Here is a 15,199-nt window from a genome sequence, read left to right on the forward strand (position 1 = left end):
TTTGTTTAAATTTAGCTCTGTTTGAAAAGGCATTGATTTCTTGAATTTTAAAATTTGCAAAGTAAAATTTTACTAAATTTAAGCTCTGTTAAAATATTTCATTGATTTTAAGTTTCCAAAGCAGGGGAATGTCATTCCTGTAAAACCTTGTTAGCGAGTTTATTGCCATCAATTTTTACTTCACGCCGCGTGTTCGCAACATTCTGCTCTGCTTCACTTCGCTACTTGAATACTGCTCGTATTCTCCCTTTTCAAGAAGCAGTTGCGTGACGTTGCCAAAGCGTCTCGGAGAGGAAAAGCACGACCAGCGCCCCAGTAGTAGCGTGAAGTAGAAAAATCGTGTTGCACGTTCGGCTACTCGCTCCCGTGCAGAAGCTAATCGCACGCTGTCCGAGTGCTCCCGTTTGTTATCGCACTCACCCACGCTGCATTTATTTTTTAAGGGAAGGAAGGGGGTTCTACTTACGGGAGAATGCGGACAGCATTCGAGTAGCCCCATTCTGCCTTTGCTGTTTTTTTGCTCGCACAGCAGACACTGTCCGTGTCTGCAAACGCGCTCGCTCATTCTATTACGCTCTTGCCTTTTAAGGGGCGGACGGGTGTTCTACTTGCGAAGCGTCACCCACCTTCCCCACTGCACGCCTAAGGGGTTGCATTCGTGCCTTACGGCGCTGCAACGTTTTTTGCCCTGTTTTAGTAGATTTAAATTCTAAGCAATATCGCTTTTGACACCTTATTAAATTTAAAAAATCAAAACTTTTTAAAACATACCCTAAATTTACGATTTTAATGACTGTGCCCCAGATGTCCAGCCTCGCCGCCTTTTATCTCGCAGATGAGCTCGTCGGCGTGCCCGTGTGCTCCGGTTTCGATCTGTATCGTGACATGAGCGATACCAAGGCGGGCTAGCTTGCGCTCTATCTCGTGCGTCACCTCTTGCGCCGCGCTCACGCTCATGTCGCCCTCGATCACGACGTGCGCCGAGAGTGCATTTACGCCGCTTGTGATACTCCAAACGTGCAGATCGTGCGTTGATCTCACGCCCGCCGTCCCGCCAATAGCCGCTAAAATTTCGCTCGTATCGACGTTTGCGGGCGCGCCCTCCATTAGGATGTGAAAGGTGGCTTTTAGCACGCCGTATCCGCTCTTTGCGATGAGTAGCGACACGAGCACGCTAGCCACAGCGTCCGCCCAGCCCCAGCCAAAGCTCATGATGAGTATCGCCGCCACGATCGCGCCCACAGAGCCCAGAGCGTCGCCCAGCACGTGCAGATATGCGCCCCGCATATTCACGTTTTCTCTCGTGTCCGCCCCGCGCGCCATATAAAGTGCGACGACGATATTTACCGCAAGCCCCACCGCGCTGATAACCAGCATGCCTAGGCTTGCCACTTCGGGCGGGTTTTGCAGGCGGCGGATCGCCTCGATGACGACGAGGACGGCGATGGCGATGAGCGCGATGCCGTTTATCGCCGCGGCTAAAATTTCGATGCGCTTGTAGCCGAAAGTATTTTGCAGCGTGCCCTTTTTCTCGCCAAATTTAAACGCAAACAGCGAAAGCGCGAGTGCGGCGGCATCTGAAAACATATGCCCGGCGTCCGAGAGCAGCGCGAGGGAGTTTGTGACCAGTCCGCCCACGATCTCAACGAGCATGAAGCCAAAGATGATCAAAAACGAATTTCGCAGTGTGGTTTTATTTGCCGAGTGCGAGTGAGCGTGAGTACCGTGGCTGTGCGCTTCGTGATTATATTTGTTGCAGCCTTGCCCATTATGCACGTGTTTTTCATTGTCGTTTTTATTGCAGTCACATTCGCCCTGTGCGTGCTCGCTCAAGGTATGGTCGTCGCAGCCATGCAGCGTACGTTCGTCTAGCATTTTTATCCTTTATTTGCGCTCGATGCTTGGAAAATTATTTTACATGCCCACCGTAAAGTCCGTGCTGCACGATTTTCGCAGCGTGGCTAGCTGGTGCAAGATGGCAAATCTGTTTAAATTTAGCACGTTTGCAAGTGCCGTACATTGTCAAATTTCAAATTTGACCTATGTAAATTTGATAGGCATTATAGCCAAATGGGTATTTGATTGTCGATTAAATTTCCGATAAATTTGACATCGGGTAAATTTAAGCTAGCGATGACCAGTATTCGAGTAACCCCTTCCTTTCACCACCGCTCGTTCATCCACATTACACTAGTATTTTCAAGGGGCGGACAGGTGTTCTACTTGCGGGAGAATGCGGACAGCATTCGAGTAGCCCCTTCCTCACTTGCCACTACTCACTCGCATCGTAAATACTGCTCGTATTTACTTCTATGCTCACTCCCCCACACTGCACGTTCAAGGTTGCTGCCGCTTTGCGATAGGTTTTAAACAAAAGTCAATTCAAAAAAGTTAAAAGCACAAAAAGTCAGCAAAATAGCAGATGGCTAAATTTGCAAATTTAGCCCCTCGCATACTGAAATTTGAGCCAAATTTAGCTTAAATTTACTCCTTGCTTGCCGCATTTATGCGTTTGCCGATGTCTTTTAAATTTGAAAACTCTTCAATGAGGCGCGGCGAGTCGTCCAGACTGATCGCGAAGCTCTGTCGTCCAGACTGATCGCGAAGCTCTACAGATACGTGACTACCGAGTAGATGTGCCCCGCGCTGTCCTTACCGCCTATATCTATCGTCAAAAACGCCGCCGAGACGCCGATGATAAAGTAGCTCATCGCCTCGCGGTTTGAGATCGCTACGCGCAGGCGTGAAACGATGTCGTAGTGGCGTTTTAGCGTGCTAAATTTGCCTAAATTTATGGCGGCGGCTTCCTTTTCGAGGCGGTCGTTTAAGCGAAGGTAAAGGTAGTCGTTGCGGCGAACGTATCTAGGCAGCACGAGTGCGAAAACGACCATCACGAGGACGCACGCGAACGCGACTTTTAGCTCGATGAAAAGCAACATAAACGCCGAGCCGATGATCGAGACGACCGTCGTGAAAAACATCGGGAAATGTGACTCGAAAAAATTGACAAATTCGCGTGAAAGTGCGACGCGAGCGATGATGGTGGAGTCGTCTTTTTGATTTTGCTTCTCGTTTAGGATGACATTTACGGCGATCTTGGCGTAGATGCTCGTAAAGACCTGCGTATCGATGCGCCGCCTCACCGCGCCGACAAACCACATAAAAAGCACCACAAGAGCATAGACGAGGGCTTTTACGCGCTCGCCGGCGATTAGCGAATTTATCGCAAAGCCCGCAAATATCGGATACATCAGAAACAGCGCGTTTTCGGCCAGTACGAGGCTAAATGTGAAAATGAGCTTTTTGGCGTTTTCTTTGGCGATAAGTTTTAGCGTTTTAAAGGCATTTTGCTGCAAAATTTCTCCTAGATTTTGGTTTTTTGGGGCGATTGTAGCGAAAATTATGTTTTTGTCAAATTTGAGGGGGATTGGGGTTTGTAAATTTTATTTTTATTAAAGTAAAATTCTAAATCTATAAAAAAGACGAACAAGGTTCTACTTGCGGGCAAGCGCGGACGGCGTTCTTGTAGCCCTTTCCACCTTTGCCACTTTCGCTTGCATAGCAAATACTGTTTGGTATTACTTCTATGCTCGTTCCCCATTGTGCCTATTCTTGTCAAGAGGCAGAAAAGGTTCTATTCGCAGGAGAATGCGACCATCATACCTATATCGCTCCTTTCGCCCTTGTCATTTCTCACACTCATCGCAAACGCTGTTTTACTTGAATACTGTCCGTATTCTCCCTATCATAAGTATTCGCACACTGCATACTCAAATTCGTTGCTACTTCGCAGCAGGATTTAATTTCTTGCTGTAACTCTTGACATTACAACAAATGTCTGATATAATGCGCCGTAACAAAATTGATTACAACTTTTGAAAATCCGTTATAAACGGCTTTGGTTGTAAAATTTTGAAATTTATCCAAAAGGACATAAAATGAAAGTAGCGATCATCGGTGCAAACGGCAAGAGCGGAGCAAATTTAGTCGCAGAAGCCCTAAAAAACGGACACGAAGTAACAGCTATCGTGCGAAACAAGGCTTACAAAAACGATAAAGCAAAAGTCATCTATAAAGACGTTTTCGAGCTTACGAGTGCGGATCTGGCAGGCTTTGACGCGGTTATCAGCGCGTTTGCGGTTTGGACGCCTGAGACTTTCCCACTTCACGCAAAGCACACCAAGCATCTTGCAGATGCACTTAGCGGCACGAAAACTAGGCTATTCATCGTGGGTGGAGCGGGCACGCTTTATGTAAATAAAGAGCGCACGCTAATGCTCATGGATGCGCCTGATTTTCCGGCTGATTACGTCGGTGTGGCGCGGGCATGCGCGGCGTCGTTTTATGAGCTAAAAGAGCGAAAAGACGTGCTTTGGACGTATGTTTCGCCAGCGGCCGACTACGACGCAAACGGAGCAAGGACGGGCAAATACACCGCCGGTAGTGACGAGCTCATCGTAAATAGCGCAGATGAGAGCTACATCAGCTATGCAGACCTTGCGGTAGCTATCATTGACGAGCTAAAAAACGCAAAACACGTGCAAAAGTGCCTCACCGCCGTGGGTGAAAGGGCGTAAATCCATCGTGCCGCCTTGTCCGAGATGAGGCGGACGCAATCAAAAGTAAATTTTGGCTAAAATAAGAGGATTTCATAAAATTTAGAGGACAAAGTGCAGGTAGGGACAAAATTTTCGGTATCGATCCATATATTATTATCGGCGGAATTTTTTAAAGACGAGAAGGTGACTAGCGAGTTCATCGCAAGCAGCGTGGGAACAAACCCGGTCATAATAAGAAAGCTCACGCAGCTTTTGAAAAAGGCGGGGTTACTTGAGGTAAGAGCCGGCGTGGGCGGAGTAAATTTAGCCAAAAAGCCGGGACAGATCACGCTCTTTGACGTCTATCAGGCAGTCAGCGACGATGAGAAAAATCTATTTAAAATCCATGCCAAATCGCCCGCGGCCTGTCCTCTTGGCGGTAAGATAGAAAATTTACTGAATTCTCATTTTCTAAGCGCTCAAAATGCGATGCAAAAAGAGCTTGGCAAGGTAAATCTACAAGATCTTTTAGACGAGCTGAAGGCCTAAATTTAGCCCTTTTTATAAATAGCGAAAGATCGCGCTATAAATTTCTCGTCCGTGTCTACGCTCGCCATCTTTCGCGTCTTGCAAAGCCAAGCAAATTTAAGAAAATTGACTCTGTTATAATAAATCATTGATACTTGCTTCGCTTCTGCTTTGCAGTTGCGAACGAAGTGAAGCAAAAACCTTGCTCAATCCAGGAGCAACCTAGCACAGACGCGAACAGCGTTTGTGCGGGGGCGAGTAGCCGAACATATAGCACGATTTACGCAGTCAGCTACCGCTTCCCTGTCCTCGTAGCGAAGTCTCGTTGCGAACGCGTAGCGTGAAGCAAAAATCGGCGGTGATAGCGTCGCTTCACAAGGTTTGACTTCGTTTTAAAAGCTGAAAATGAATGAAATATTTTAACAGAACCATAAAATTTCAAAATTTATCATCGGTAGCCAAAATAAACTACCGATGTTCGTAGTAGTAATAATCAATTAAATAAGCTATTTACACTCTCGTTGTGATAAACGCGCCTGATGACTTCGCCAAAGAGCGGCGCGACGCTTATCACTTTTATGCAGTCTAAATTTTCTTTAAGCGGTATCGTATCGGTCACAACGAGCTCGTCTAAAAAGCCCATTTTTAGGCGCTCATACGCAGGCCCACTTAGCACCGGATGCGTGCAAAAGGCCATCACGCTGGTAGCTCCGCGCTCTTTGAAAACCTCAGCGGCCTTGACTATCGTGCCTGCCGTATCTATCATATCGTCTACTAGTATCACGTCTTTACCGCTTACGTCACCTATGATGTTCATCACTTCGCTTTCGTTGGCTTTTTCACGGCGTTTATCGACGATGACCATGTCTAAATTCAGATTTTTAGCAAGTGCTCTGGCGCGTGCGACGCCGCCTACATCCGGGCTCGCTACTATCGGGTTTGGCAGGCTTTTAGTCCTAACATACTCGTTAAAAACGATACTTCCGTAGAGATTATCGACCGGGATGTCGAAAAATCCCTGTATCTGTCCGGCGTGTAGGTCCATAGTGACGACACGATCGATACCGGCAGTTTGCATCATGTTAGCTACGAGCTTTGCAGTGATCGGCACGCGAGGGGCGGCCTTTCTATCCTGTCTGGCATAGCCAAAATACGGCACTATCGCGGTTATAGAGCTTGCCGAGCTTCGCTTGAGCGCGTCGGTCAGGATCAAAAGCTCCATTAAATTTATATTTGCCGGCGCACAGGTCGGCTGGATCACGAAAACGTCCTTGCCGCGCACGCTCTCGCCCACTTGGATATTTATCTCGCCATCGCTGAAGCGCTTTATATTTGCCTCGCTCAGCGGTAGCGAGAGATATTGAGAAATTTTCCTCGAAAGCTCGATATTAGCCGTTCCCGAGAAAATTTTATAGCCTCTCATCTTGAAAACCTTTAGCTTGATTTGATGAGTAATTTTAGCAAAATGAGCTAAATTTTAAATTTAAAGCTCCTCTTCCCACTCGCTCCAGCCCACAAACATCACGTCACCCTCGATGACACCGACACCTTTTGTCTTTAGCGCCCCGTCCTTGTCATAGCATGTCACCAAAGCCCTGCCGTTTTCCTCCTCGATAAACATCCTCCATTTCGTCTCGTTGCCAAAATCATCCACCATGTCCCAGTCGTATTCGCCAAAAAAGCTATCGCTTGCCGTTCCTTCGCCTTTAGCGACGCCCCCGACTACGACTACTCCCGCGTAAACCGCCCAAGTCGAGGTTATCGTTCCGTTTTTAAAATCTTTTACAAATTTAGCGCAGCCAACGTTTTGTCTCATCGTTTTCCTTTAAAATTTTCGTCATTTTACTAAAATTTGGCTAAAATTCCTGCATGTTTAAAGTAATAAGAATTTACGACTTCATAAAGTCGGGTGAGAGCGATTTTGAAGGTGTCTTTGTGGATAGACTCTATCCAAGAGGCGTGAGGAAGGAAATCTTCGAGCAGTTTTTGTGGCTAAAAAGCGTCACTCCGTCAAACGAGCTTAGAGCATGGTTTCACTTCGATAAAGAGGGCAGGTTTGAGGAATTTTGTGCTAAATTTAGACGTGAGCTTCAAGGCGAGGAGGCGCAAAAGGGGCTTAAAATTTTAAAAGATCTGGAAACAAAGCACAAAAACGTCGCTTTACTCACGGCCGTAAAAGAGCCAGAGCTAAGCCATGTCAAAGTGATCTTGCAGGCGCTAAAAGGCAAATAAACGGCTCTCTTGGCATGGGTCAAATCATTTGGCCAAAAACCAATCGCTTTATAAAATTTTACTTCGCTGGAGAATTTAGGATTTTAAGAATTAGCTTTATTTTAAATACTCTTAAACGAATGCTTCGCAAATCTTACTCGCTCCACAAAGTGCCGAACATATAGCACGATTTTGGCGGTCAGTCTTGCGACTTTCCTCAAAATCGGCGGCAATAGTGTCGCTTCATAAGATTTGACTTCGCGTCAGTAAAAATTTTTACAAAAAGAGTCTTTGATTAAAGTCGGGAGAGCCCCGACTTTAATTTAGAATTTGTAGTTATATGCGGCGTATAGGCCGTAGCTGTTGAATTTACCCTCGTCAAATTTCGTTCTGTCGTATCTCAAGCCAAGCTCGACCTCGTTGTGCTCGTCAAAGCTATAAAGGCCGCCCACTCTGCCACCGATAGTCCAGTCAGTGGAGTTGTCAGATATATGCACCCTTTCGCCAGGGCCGACTGTGCCTAGTTTATAGTCAAGATACGTAAAGCCGGTATATGCGCCGACTAAAAATCTCAAATTTTGTGCGATCTGAGGTGTGTAGTCAGCACCGACTAAAAATTTATGAGTTTTCCATTTAAGATCGGCTTTCACGTCGCCTACCGTTTTGTGAGCCTTAGCTTTAGTGCCGTAGACGTATTCTCCGTAAACTCTGTAATCGCCAAAGTCATAACCGCCTTGGATTCCAAGCGGGATAGACGAGTCTTTAAATTTTATGCCGTCATCCTTAAGCTCGTTGCCGGATTTGAAGTTATAACCTACACTGCCGCCTACGAACGCACCTTGCGCGAGGGCGCACGAGCAAGCTAGCGAGCCAAGAACGGCGACTTTCAACAACGCGTTTGAAATTTTCATTTTAACTCCTTGTTTTAAAATATCCATAACTATATCGCTAAATTTTTAATAGCCCATAAATCCAAATTTGACGAAAAATTCGCTTTTATAAACGTGAGCTTACTTTATAAACCCGCTCGCGATGACGCGCTCGCCGTCATACATCACGCAAAGCTGCCCCTGCGCGACGCCAAGAGCGTTCTGAGATAGCGCAACTACGGCGGTTTTATTTTGCTTATCGATCTTTACGCTAGCCTCCAGCTTTGGGCTGCGGTATCTTATCTTCGTCTCGCACTCGAACTCGTCCTCGTCGATGAACAAATTCACATTTTCAAGCTCGACGATCTTTTGTGCCAGGTCGTCCTTGCTACCAACGACTATCTCGTTTTTATCGGCGTTTATCTTTAACACAAAATGCGGCTCGTGCGCGCCAAATACCTCAAAGCCGCGTCTCTTGCCGATCGTATAATGCATATAACCCTGATGACGGCCGATGACTTTGCCGTTTTTATCGACGACATTGCCCGGTAGATTCGTGTTGTAATGCTTATTTAAAATTTCGATATAAGTATCTTCTACGAAGCAAATCTCGCTGCTCTCAGGCTGCGTGGCAAACTCGTTTAGCACGGGTACTTCACGCGCAAGCTCCTTGATGTCGGCTTTAAATTTATCTCCAAGCGGGAAAATAACGTCTTTTAGCACCTCTTTTGGCACCTGAGCCAAAAAATAGCTCTGATCTTTGCTCGGATCTTTCGCCATCGTGACAAAGCCGTCTATTATCTGCACGTAATGCCCTGTCGCAAGCTTCTCGCAGCCGTTTTGCTTGGCGAAATTCAAAAGCGCGCCCAGCTTTATGAAACGGTTGCAAAGCGCGCACGGATTTGGCGTCTTGCCCTCTTTATAAAGCCTAACGAAGGGATCGTAGACAAATTCGTTGAATTTATCTTGCAGGTCTAAAATATGCACCTTTATGCCAAGATACTCGCCGACTTTTTTGACCTTACGGATGTTTTCTTCGTGATAGCCGGGCTTTTGATGTAGCTTCATATAGCAGCCCTCTATCTCATGGCCGGCTTCTTTTAAAATTTTAGCGGTCATCGTGCTGTCCACGCCACCGCTCATAGCAACCATTATCTTCATAAAAACCTTTTTGTAAAATTAATGTAAAGAGGAGATTATATATCTGAATTTTAAATATGCAAAATTTCGCTCACTATAAGCTCGATGTCATCGGTGATCTTGTATAGATCCACATCTTTTTGGCTTATCGTTTTTTGAGTGACTAGAGTCGTTTTTATAAACTCATCTAGCCCTTGCCAAAATTTTGTACCGACAAGGTAAATTTTGACCTTTTTGCTGCCGATCTGCGCCAAAACTAAAATTTCAAACAGCTCATCGAGCGTGCCAAAGCCGCCCGGAAATACGACGAACGCGACCGAGCTGTCAGTCAGTGCAAATTTACGCGGGTTTAAATTTGAAAAGAGATATTTCGCGGTCACATAAGGATTTGTCGCTTGCTCAAACGGCAAACGCACGTTCAGCCCGATGCTGGGGCTCTTGCCGCTCTCAAATGCGCCCTTGTTTGCGGCTCTCATTATGCCGTCTCCGCCGCCGGTCAATACCGCAAAGCCAAGCTCGCCCAGCCTAAACGCGAGATCGTGCGCCATTTTACAGTAGGCGTTATCGTCGTCAAATCTAGCCGAACCAAAAAAGGTAACATTTTTGTTTTTGTAGTTTAAGATGCTTTGAAATTTCAGCAGATCGTCTATCAGATCGCTACTCATTTTGCCCCTATTTTAGCTGCTGCAGACGCTCGCGCTTAGAGCCTATCTGAGTGATCTGGATACCGAAATTCCCGTCTATTATCACGACCTCGCCAAGTGCGATGACCTTGTCACCGATCAAAATTTCAAGCGGATCGTTAGCCAGTTGATTTAGCTCGATGACCGAGCCTATGTCCATGCTGAGCACGTCTTTTAGCAGCATCCTTTTAGAGCCAATGCGCACGCGAATAGGTAAGCGCACGTCCATTATGAGGTTGATGTTTCGCATCTCTTCGGCGCTAAATTCGCTCCTGGATCCGTGAGTCGCTTTTGCTTGATCGCCGCTTTGCCCTTCGCTCTCTCCGACCTTCGTAGGCTCAAAAAATTTCATCAAAGTATGATCGCACACAAAGCCGATATGCTCGTTTATGTCCTCTATCTTGACGCTAAATAAAAACAGCTTTTCATAGACCGAAAAATCAAGCGCAGAATTTTCATCTAGGAAATTTACGTTTACTATCTCAAAGCTGATTTTTGGCATGCCTTTTTGCGCGCCAAGCGAGGTGCTAAAGGCGCTTAAAAGGTTTGAAAATATCTCCTTTGCGGCGTCCAGCTCGTCAGCTCCCAGTGTCTCGTTTCGCGAAATTTCCTCCTCGCCCATCATCCATTCGCTGATCGCGCTTACCAAAATCGGCGTGCAGACGATCTCGGCTTTTGCGTTCACATCGCCGCTTAGCATGACGCTAGCCATGACCACAGGCGGCTTTATGCCGTTTTGAGTAGGGGCGTCAAAGTCGTTCCTCTCGCCTACTTCGGGCGTGCGTCCGGTCAGTCCTTCGACCGTGGCCTTAAGCTCGTTCGTAAATAAATTGAAAAAATCATTCGTCATCGTCTTGGCTCTCTTCTTCGTTTGTGTTTTCGTCAGGCTCATACGCCATAAGTTTGGCTTTGCGCTCCTCTTCATATTTTTCAAGGATATTTTTGATTTCGTCCTTATCGGAGCGGATGAGCTGCTCGATCTTTATGGATTTTCTAAACCTATGTAGCCCGACCTCGGCTAAAAATACCTCTTTTTTATCGATGCAAACGATGGCTTTATCGTCTGCGCTCCTATCAAGGCGCACGATGTCACCCTCTTTTAGATCTAAAAATTCGCTCACGCTGACTATGGCTTTGCCTAAAATCGCCTCATAAAGCACCTCGGCGCGTCCTATGAGCGTCTTTAGCTCCTTGTTTCGGCTCTTTTTAGCCGATGTCTCGCCTAGCATTATATCGCGATTTGCCAGGCGGCTTAATACGGGTTCTAGATAGATGACCGGGTAGCACAAATTTATCATCCCGCTTGAATTTCCCACGATGATCTCCATCACGACCATTATCACGATCTCATTTTGAGAGACGATCTGAACGACGTTTGGTGAGCTCTCTTTGGCTTCGACGTTTGGATACATGTCAGTTATCATAGCCCAGCTCTCTTTTAGGCGCTGCATTATCATCCTAAGCACGGCATCGAGCAAATTTACCTCGATGTCGGTCAGCTCGCGATTAGTCTCGAAATTTTCACCCGTTCCGCCAAGCAGACGATCTATCATCGGAAAGGCGATGCTGGGGTTTATCTCCAAAATACAGTTGCCATCAAGCGGCTTTATACTAAAGACGTTAAAGCTAGTCGGGCTTGGAAGGCTCATCAAAAACTCACCGTAAGTCATCTGATCTACGCTGTGAAGGCGAATTTCGACGATGCTTCTCATCACGCTTGAAATTTGTGAGGCTAAATTCCTGGCAAGCTTGTCGTGGATGCCTTTGATCGCGCGAAGCTGCTCTTTGCTCACGCGATTTGGACGCTTGAAATCATAAATAATGATCTGCTTTTGCTCGCCCGGTGCGCTCTCTTCTATCTCGATCGAGCTGGTATCGCCGTCTTCGTCGACGACTTCAAGCAGCGCGTCTATCTCTTCTTGACTTAAAATATCAGCCATTAAGCCCCCAAACTCTTTCTTAATCTATCCAAAAGCCGTTTATGTATTTGTGAAATTCTGCTCTCACTTATCTGCATTATCTCGCTTATCTCTTTTAAATTCAGCTCTTCGTAATAATATAACTGAATGACCATCTGATCGCGCTCATCAAAATTTTCAAGTATTGCCTCTATCTTTTGTATGAGATCCTCTTTTTCTACGCTTTGCTCTACGTTATGCTGACTAAAAAGCTCCATCTGATCGTCTATCGGAAGCACCGTGATGATGCTGCTGACGCCTCTTGCTTCGCGGATCTTTTCTATATCCTCGCCAAGCTTTTTGGCTAGATATTCATCGTCAGGCTCTTCTTCAAATTCGTTAAAATAAGCGTCGATAGCGGAATTTATAGCCTTTACCAGCTTCCTGTTCGTTCGGCTCATTATATCAAGTCCGCGCAAATAATCAAGCATAGCGCCATAAATACGCTTTTTGCCGTATCCCCAAAAGGAGTCGTTTTGCTCCTTGTCGTATTTACGGCTAAGCTTTATCATCTCCTCCACGCCTACACCGATGAGATCGTTCACATCGATGCTGGAGGGCAAGCGCTCCTTTAGTCTAAAGGCCATCGCACGAAGTGCGGGCATATACTGCAAGACTATCTCGTCTTGCTCTTTTTTTATCGTATTTTGATAAGCGTTAAGCTGCTTTTGCTTTAGCTCGTGCATTTTCTTTGCCTGAAATTTTATCGGCCTGTTCGGCTGCGGCGGCTACTTTTAGCATGATGTTTTCCATGCGTTTTTCCCTTATGGCGAGCTCCGAGATCAGATAATCAGCGATCTCTTCGTGTCTATCCTTATCGAAAAATCTCTTCATCGTGCGGCGAACGTCTACGTAGTTCATTATCACGATGTGAACGATGAGATAAAAGAAAAACGTTATAAGTAGCGTATAAACGAGCATTTCGACAGGCTCGTTTACCTTTAAAAGCGTAAAAAGCATACCCACAAAAAAGCCGCAAACCGTAAAAAATGCTATAAAATTCTCTGCTCGCACAAGTGGCTCCCTTTAAAATTGTTCTATCAAGCGCTTGAAAAATCCGCCAAAGCTCCTGCTTTGCCCGTCAGTAAGCACTTTCCGTTCCAACCTATAAAGCAAATTCGACGCTATTTGCTTTATCTGCGTGCTTGGCTGCGAATACGGCGCATCGTTCGTAAAGAGCGTGCGCTGCTTTATGCTCTTTGCTACGCCCTTGTCAGCCTCTACACAGCCTATCAGCTCGAGACTTAAATTCGAGCCGATATTGGTATCGGCCACACGTTTTATATTTTCAAAAATTCTGGCCGCCTCGGCTTCGTTTTTTACCATATTTAAAAGCATGAGTTCGTTGTTTTTAAACCTTGAGACTATCTTTATCACGGCGTAAGCGTCGGTTATAGCGGCGGGATCTGGCACGGTCACTACGATTATCTCGTCGGCTGCTTCTAAAAAGAGCTGAGTGTTGCCACCTATGCCCGCTCCCGTGTCTATTATGAGAAAATCAAGCTCGTCAAGCTCGCCGGCTTCGCTTAAAAACCTCTCGTATAAAAATTGATTGTTGAATTTTAAAATTTCATCGCCGCTTTCGCCCGGGATCAAGATCAGGTTTTTATTCACCGGTATCAAAATTTCCTTTAGCGAGCACTCGCCTTTTAGCACGTGAAGCAGGTTTTTACCCATTTTTACGTTTAGTATCACGTCTAAATTCGCCAAACCGATGTCAGCATCAAGTAGCCCGACTTTATAGCCGTTTTGAGAGAGGATATTGGCTAAATTCGCGCTTATCGTGCTTTTGCCCACACCGCCTTTGCCGCTGGTGATCGCGATGAAATGAGTGTTTTTTTGGCTGCTGCTGGCAGATACTAAATTTTGCAGTTTTTGGGCTTGGTTACTACTCATCGTCGTCCTTACCGGATGCGCCCTTATCGTATCCATCAAGCACGCACTCGACTAGAAATTCGCTCTTTGCTTCAAGCAGATCATCAGGCACTTCTTGACCTACGCAAAAGTAGCTCACTGGCGTATTCGTCTCGTAAATGAGCGAAAAAACGTTGCCGAAGATACGCGTCTCGTCAAATTTCGTGATGATGAGCGTGTCGATATCCAAAAATGAAAATCCGTTGTAAATTTCCATCAGATCCTCGACTTTAGAGCCCGCAGAAAGCACTAGATTCACATCTATCTGCGCGCCGCTGTGCTTTAAAAATTTATCGAGCTTATCAAGCTTTTCTTTATCGTATTGAGAATTTCCAGTAGTGTCTATTAGTATCACATCGCAGTGGCTGAGCGTCTTTATCGCGTCTTTAAACTCCTCGACCTCTATCACGTCGAGGATCGGCAGCTTCATCATCTTTGCGTATTGAAAGAGCTGCTCGACCGCTCCGATACGATATGTATCAAGCGTGATGATACCTGTTTTATAGCGCTTTTCGTTGCCATAAGCAAATCTAGCCGCAAGCTTTGCAAGCGTAGTCGTCTTACCAACACCAGTAGGCCCCACCAGCATCATTATGCGCTGCTTTTTGTCGCTTCGCTCCTTGCGGCAAGGCAGCATATTTCGCAAAAGCGAGTAAAAATATCGCTTCACGGCGGTCGGATTTGACTTCATCGACGCGGGTAAATTTTGTATCGTAGCCTGCATGATCGCCTCAAGATGCTCGTTTTTCATGCCGCTTTTCTTTGCGGCCTTATAAATGCTGGCAAATTCCGGCGGTATCGCGAGATTGTTGCGATTTGGCGCGCGCTCGTCCCATATCATGTCGGTTATTAGCCCTAGCTTTTCGTTTAGGGCGTTGACCTGCTTCGCGACGTCGTCTATTTTTTTATTCATGCCTAAATTCGGCTCGTCGCTTGATCTTATCTCGGTGATATCGACATTTGCGATGGCGCTGATCTCTTTTGCCGCGGCTGAGATGTTTAAAAGCACGCTCTCGTCATAAGGCTCGGGCGAAACGGTCTTTGGCTTTTTGGCTAAATTTTGGCTTGGCTGCTCGGTTATCTCAAATTTTGGCTTGGCAGGCTCGTAGTTTTGGTTAAATTTAGAGTAGGCATTTTCGTAGTTCACGGCTCTAGGATTTGGCTTTGGCTTGGTAGGCACGTCGTCCTCTTCGACGCTGACTAAAATTTCATAAAGCGGCTTTTTGTTTATAGTCTTTGCTTGTATCTGCTTGGTGGTTACTAATATCGCCTTCTCACCGCAAGCATCTTGCGCCTTTTTCAGCGCTTCGATAGTGCTCTCACCAGTAAATGTATGAAATTTCGTTGCCATTTATATC

Annotated in this window: 16 protein-coding genes; 3 read left to right on the forward strand and 13 right to left on the reverse strand. The window is 46.1% G+C overall.

What is annotated here, in order from left to right; all coding sequences use genetic code 11:
* Positions 1 to 786 precede the first annotated feature (786 nt).
* Both HMPREF1139_RS00115 and HMPREF1139_RS00120 read right to left on the reverse strand, forming a co-directional pair.
* Positions 787 to 1,875 carry a cation diffusion facilitator family transporter gene (locus HMPREF1139_RS00115; RefSeq protein WP_009649362.1) on the reverse strand — a complete coding sequence of 363 codons (1,089 nt, stop codon included), beginning with the start codon at positions 1,873 to 1,875 and terminating at the stop codon, positions 787 to 789.
* A gap of 734 nt (positions 1,876 to 2,609) precedes the next feature.
* Positions 2,610 to 3,356 (reverse strand): ABC transporter six-transmembrane domain-containing protein, encoded by a 747-nt coding sequence (locus tag HMPREF1139_RS00120; RefSeq protein WP_009649326.1) that lies wholly within the window; start codon positions 3,354 to 3,356, stop codon positions 2,610 to 2,612.
* 582 nt (positions 3,357 to 3,938) lie between these two features.
* On the opposite strand from HMPREF1139_RS00120, the gene HMPREF1139_RS00125 reads away from it, so the two are divergent.
* Together HMPREF1139_RS00125 and HMPREF1139_RS00130 are read left to right on the forward strand one after the other, a co-directional pair.
* The gene (locus HMPREF1139_RS00125; protein ID WP_009649318.1) at positions 3,939 to 4,577 is read left to right on the forward strand and encodes an NAD(P)-dependent oxidoreductase; all 639 of its coding nucleotides are present in this window, start codon (positions 3,939 to 3,941) and stop codon (positions 4,575 to 4,577) included.
* 93 nt (positions 4,578 to 4,670) lie between these two features.
* Complete coding sequence (locus HMPREF1139_RS00130) at positions 4,671 to 5,087, forward strand: Rrf2 family transcriptional regulator (RefSeq protein WP_009649294.1); 417 nt, start codon at positions 4,671 to 4,673, stop codon at positions 5,085 to 5,087.
* 472 nt (positions 5,088 to 5,559) lie between these two features.
* Here the strand turns inward: HMPREF1139_RS00130 and HMPREF1139_RS00135 are convergent, their stop codons facing one another.
* Entirely contained in the window at positions 5,560 to 6,489 is a 930-nt protein-coding gene (locus HMPREF1139_RS00135) for a ribose-phosphate pyrophosphokinase (RefSeq protein ID WP_009649289.1), read from the reverse strand.
* 60 nt (positions 6,490 to 6,549) lie between these two features.
* Entirely contained in the window at positions 6,550 to 6,882 is a 333-nt protein-coding gene (locus HMPREF1139_RS00140; RefSeq protein ID WP_009649278.1) for a hypothetical protein, read from the reverse strand.
* A 53-nt stretch (positions 6,883 to 6,935) separates the two neighbouring features.
* On the opposite strand from HMPREF1139_RS00140, the gene HMPREF1139_RS00145 reads away from it, so the two are divergent.
* Positions 6,936 to 7,298: a DUF488 domain-containing protein gene (locus HMPREF1139_RS00145; RefSeq protein WP_009649345.1), complete on the forward strand. Its 363-nt coding sequence runs from the start codon at positions 6,936 to 6,938 to the stop codon at positions 7,296 to 7,298.
* 302 nt (positions 7,299 to 7,600) lie between these two features.
* On the opposite strand, the gene HMPREF1139_RS00150 is transcribed toward HMPREF1139_RS00145, so the two are convergent.
* From HMPREF1139_RS00150 to flhF, 9 genes are all read right to left on the reverse strand, one after another.
* Positions 7,601 to 8,188 carry an outer membrane beta-barrel protein gene (locus HMPREF1139_RS00150; RefSeq protein ID WP_009649344.1) on the reverse strand — a complete coding sequence of 196 codons (588 nt, stop codon included), beginning with the start codon at positions 8,186 to 8,188 and terminating at the stop codon, positions 7,601 to 7,603.
* Positions 8,189 to 8,287: 99 nt separating this feature from the next.
* Complete coding sequence (mnmA, locus tag HMPREF1139_RS00155) at positions 8,288 to 9,307, reverse strand: tRNA 2-thiouridine(34) synthase MnmA (protein WP_009649330.1); 1,020 nt, start codon at positions 9,305 to 9,307, stop codon at positions 8,288 to 8,290.
* Between the two features lie 50 nt (positions 9,308 to 9,357).
* The gene (locus tag HMPREF1139_RS00160; protein WP_009649281.1) at positions 9,358 to 9,951 is read right to left on the reverse strand and encodes a TIGR00730 family Rossman fold protein; all 594 of its coding nucleotides are present in this window, start codon (positions 9,949 to 9,951) and stop codon (positions 9,358 to 9,360) included.
* A 7-nt stretch (positions 9,952 to 9,958) separates the two neighbouring features.
* Positions 9,959 to 10,819 carry a flagellar motor switch protein FliY gene (gene fliY / locus HMPREF1139_RS00165; RefSeq protein WP_009649316.1) on the reverse strand — a complete coding sequence of 287 codons (861 nt, stop codon included), beginning with the start codon at positions 10,817 to 10,819 and terminating at the stop codon, positions 9,959 to 9,961.
* Complete coding sequence (gene fliM / locus HMPREF1139_RS00170) at positions 10,809 to 11,909, reverse strand: flagellar motor switch protein FliM (protein WP_009649303.1); 1,101 nt, start codon at positions 11,907 to 11,909, stop codon at positions 10,809 to 10,811. Before fliM ends, fliY begins: the two co-directional genes overlap by 11 nt.
* On the reverse strand, positions 11,909 to 12,613 hold the full coding sequence (locus HMPREF1139_RS00175) for an RNA polymerase sigma factor FliA (RefSeq protein ID WP_009649285.1): 705 nt from the start codon (positions 12,611 to 12,613) through the stop codon (positions 11,909 to 11,911). Before HMPREF1139_RS00175 ends, fliM begins: the two co-directional genes overlap by 1 nt.
* Positions 12,585 to 12,941, reverse strand: a complete 357-nt coding sequence (locus tag HMPREF1139_RS00180; protein ID WP_009649280.1) for a hypothetical protein — start codon at positions 12,939 to 12,941, stop codon at positions 12,585 to 12,587. The genes HMPREF1139_RS00175 and HMPREF1139_RS00180 overlap by 29 nt, the downstream gene beginning before the upstream one ends.
* A 12-nt stretch (positions 12,942 to 12,953) precedes the next feature.
* Positions 12,954 to 13,823 (reverse strand): P-loop NTPase, encoded by an 870-nt coding sequence (locus HMPREF1139_RS00185; protein ID WP_009649272.1) that lies wholly within the window; start codon positions 13,821 to 13,823, stop codon positions 12,954 to 12,956.
* Positions 13,816 to 15,192: a flagellar biosynthesis protein FlhF gene (gene flhF, locus HMPREF1139_RS00190; protein ID WP_009649291.1), complete on the reverse strand. Its 1,377-nt coding sequence runs from the start codon at positions 15,190 to 15,192 to the stop codon at positions 13,816 to 13,818. The genes HMPREF1139_RS00185 and flhF overlap by 8 nt, the downstream gene beginning before the upstream one ends.
* Positions 15,193 to 15,199 lie beyond the last annotated feature (7 nt).

Source organism: Campylobacter sp. FOBRC14 (genome assembly GCF_000287855.1).
In the GTDB taxonomy this organism is placed as follows: domain Bacteria; phylum Campylobacterota; class Campylobacteria; order Campylobacterales; family Campylobacteraceae; genus Campylobacter_A; species Campylobacter_A curvus.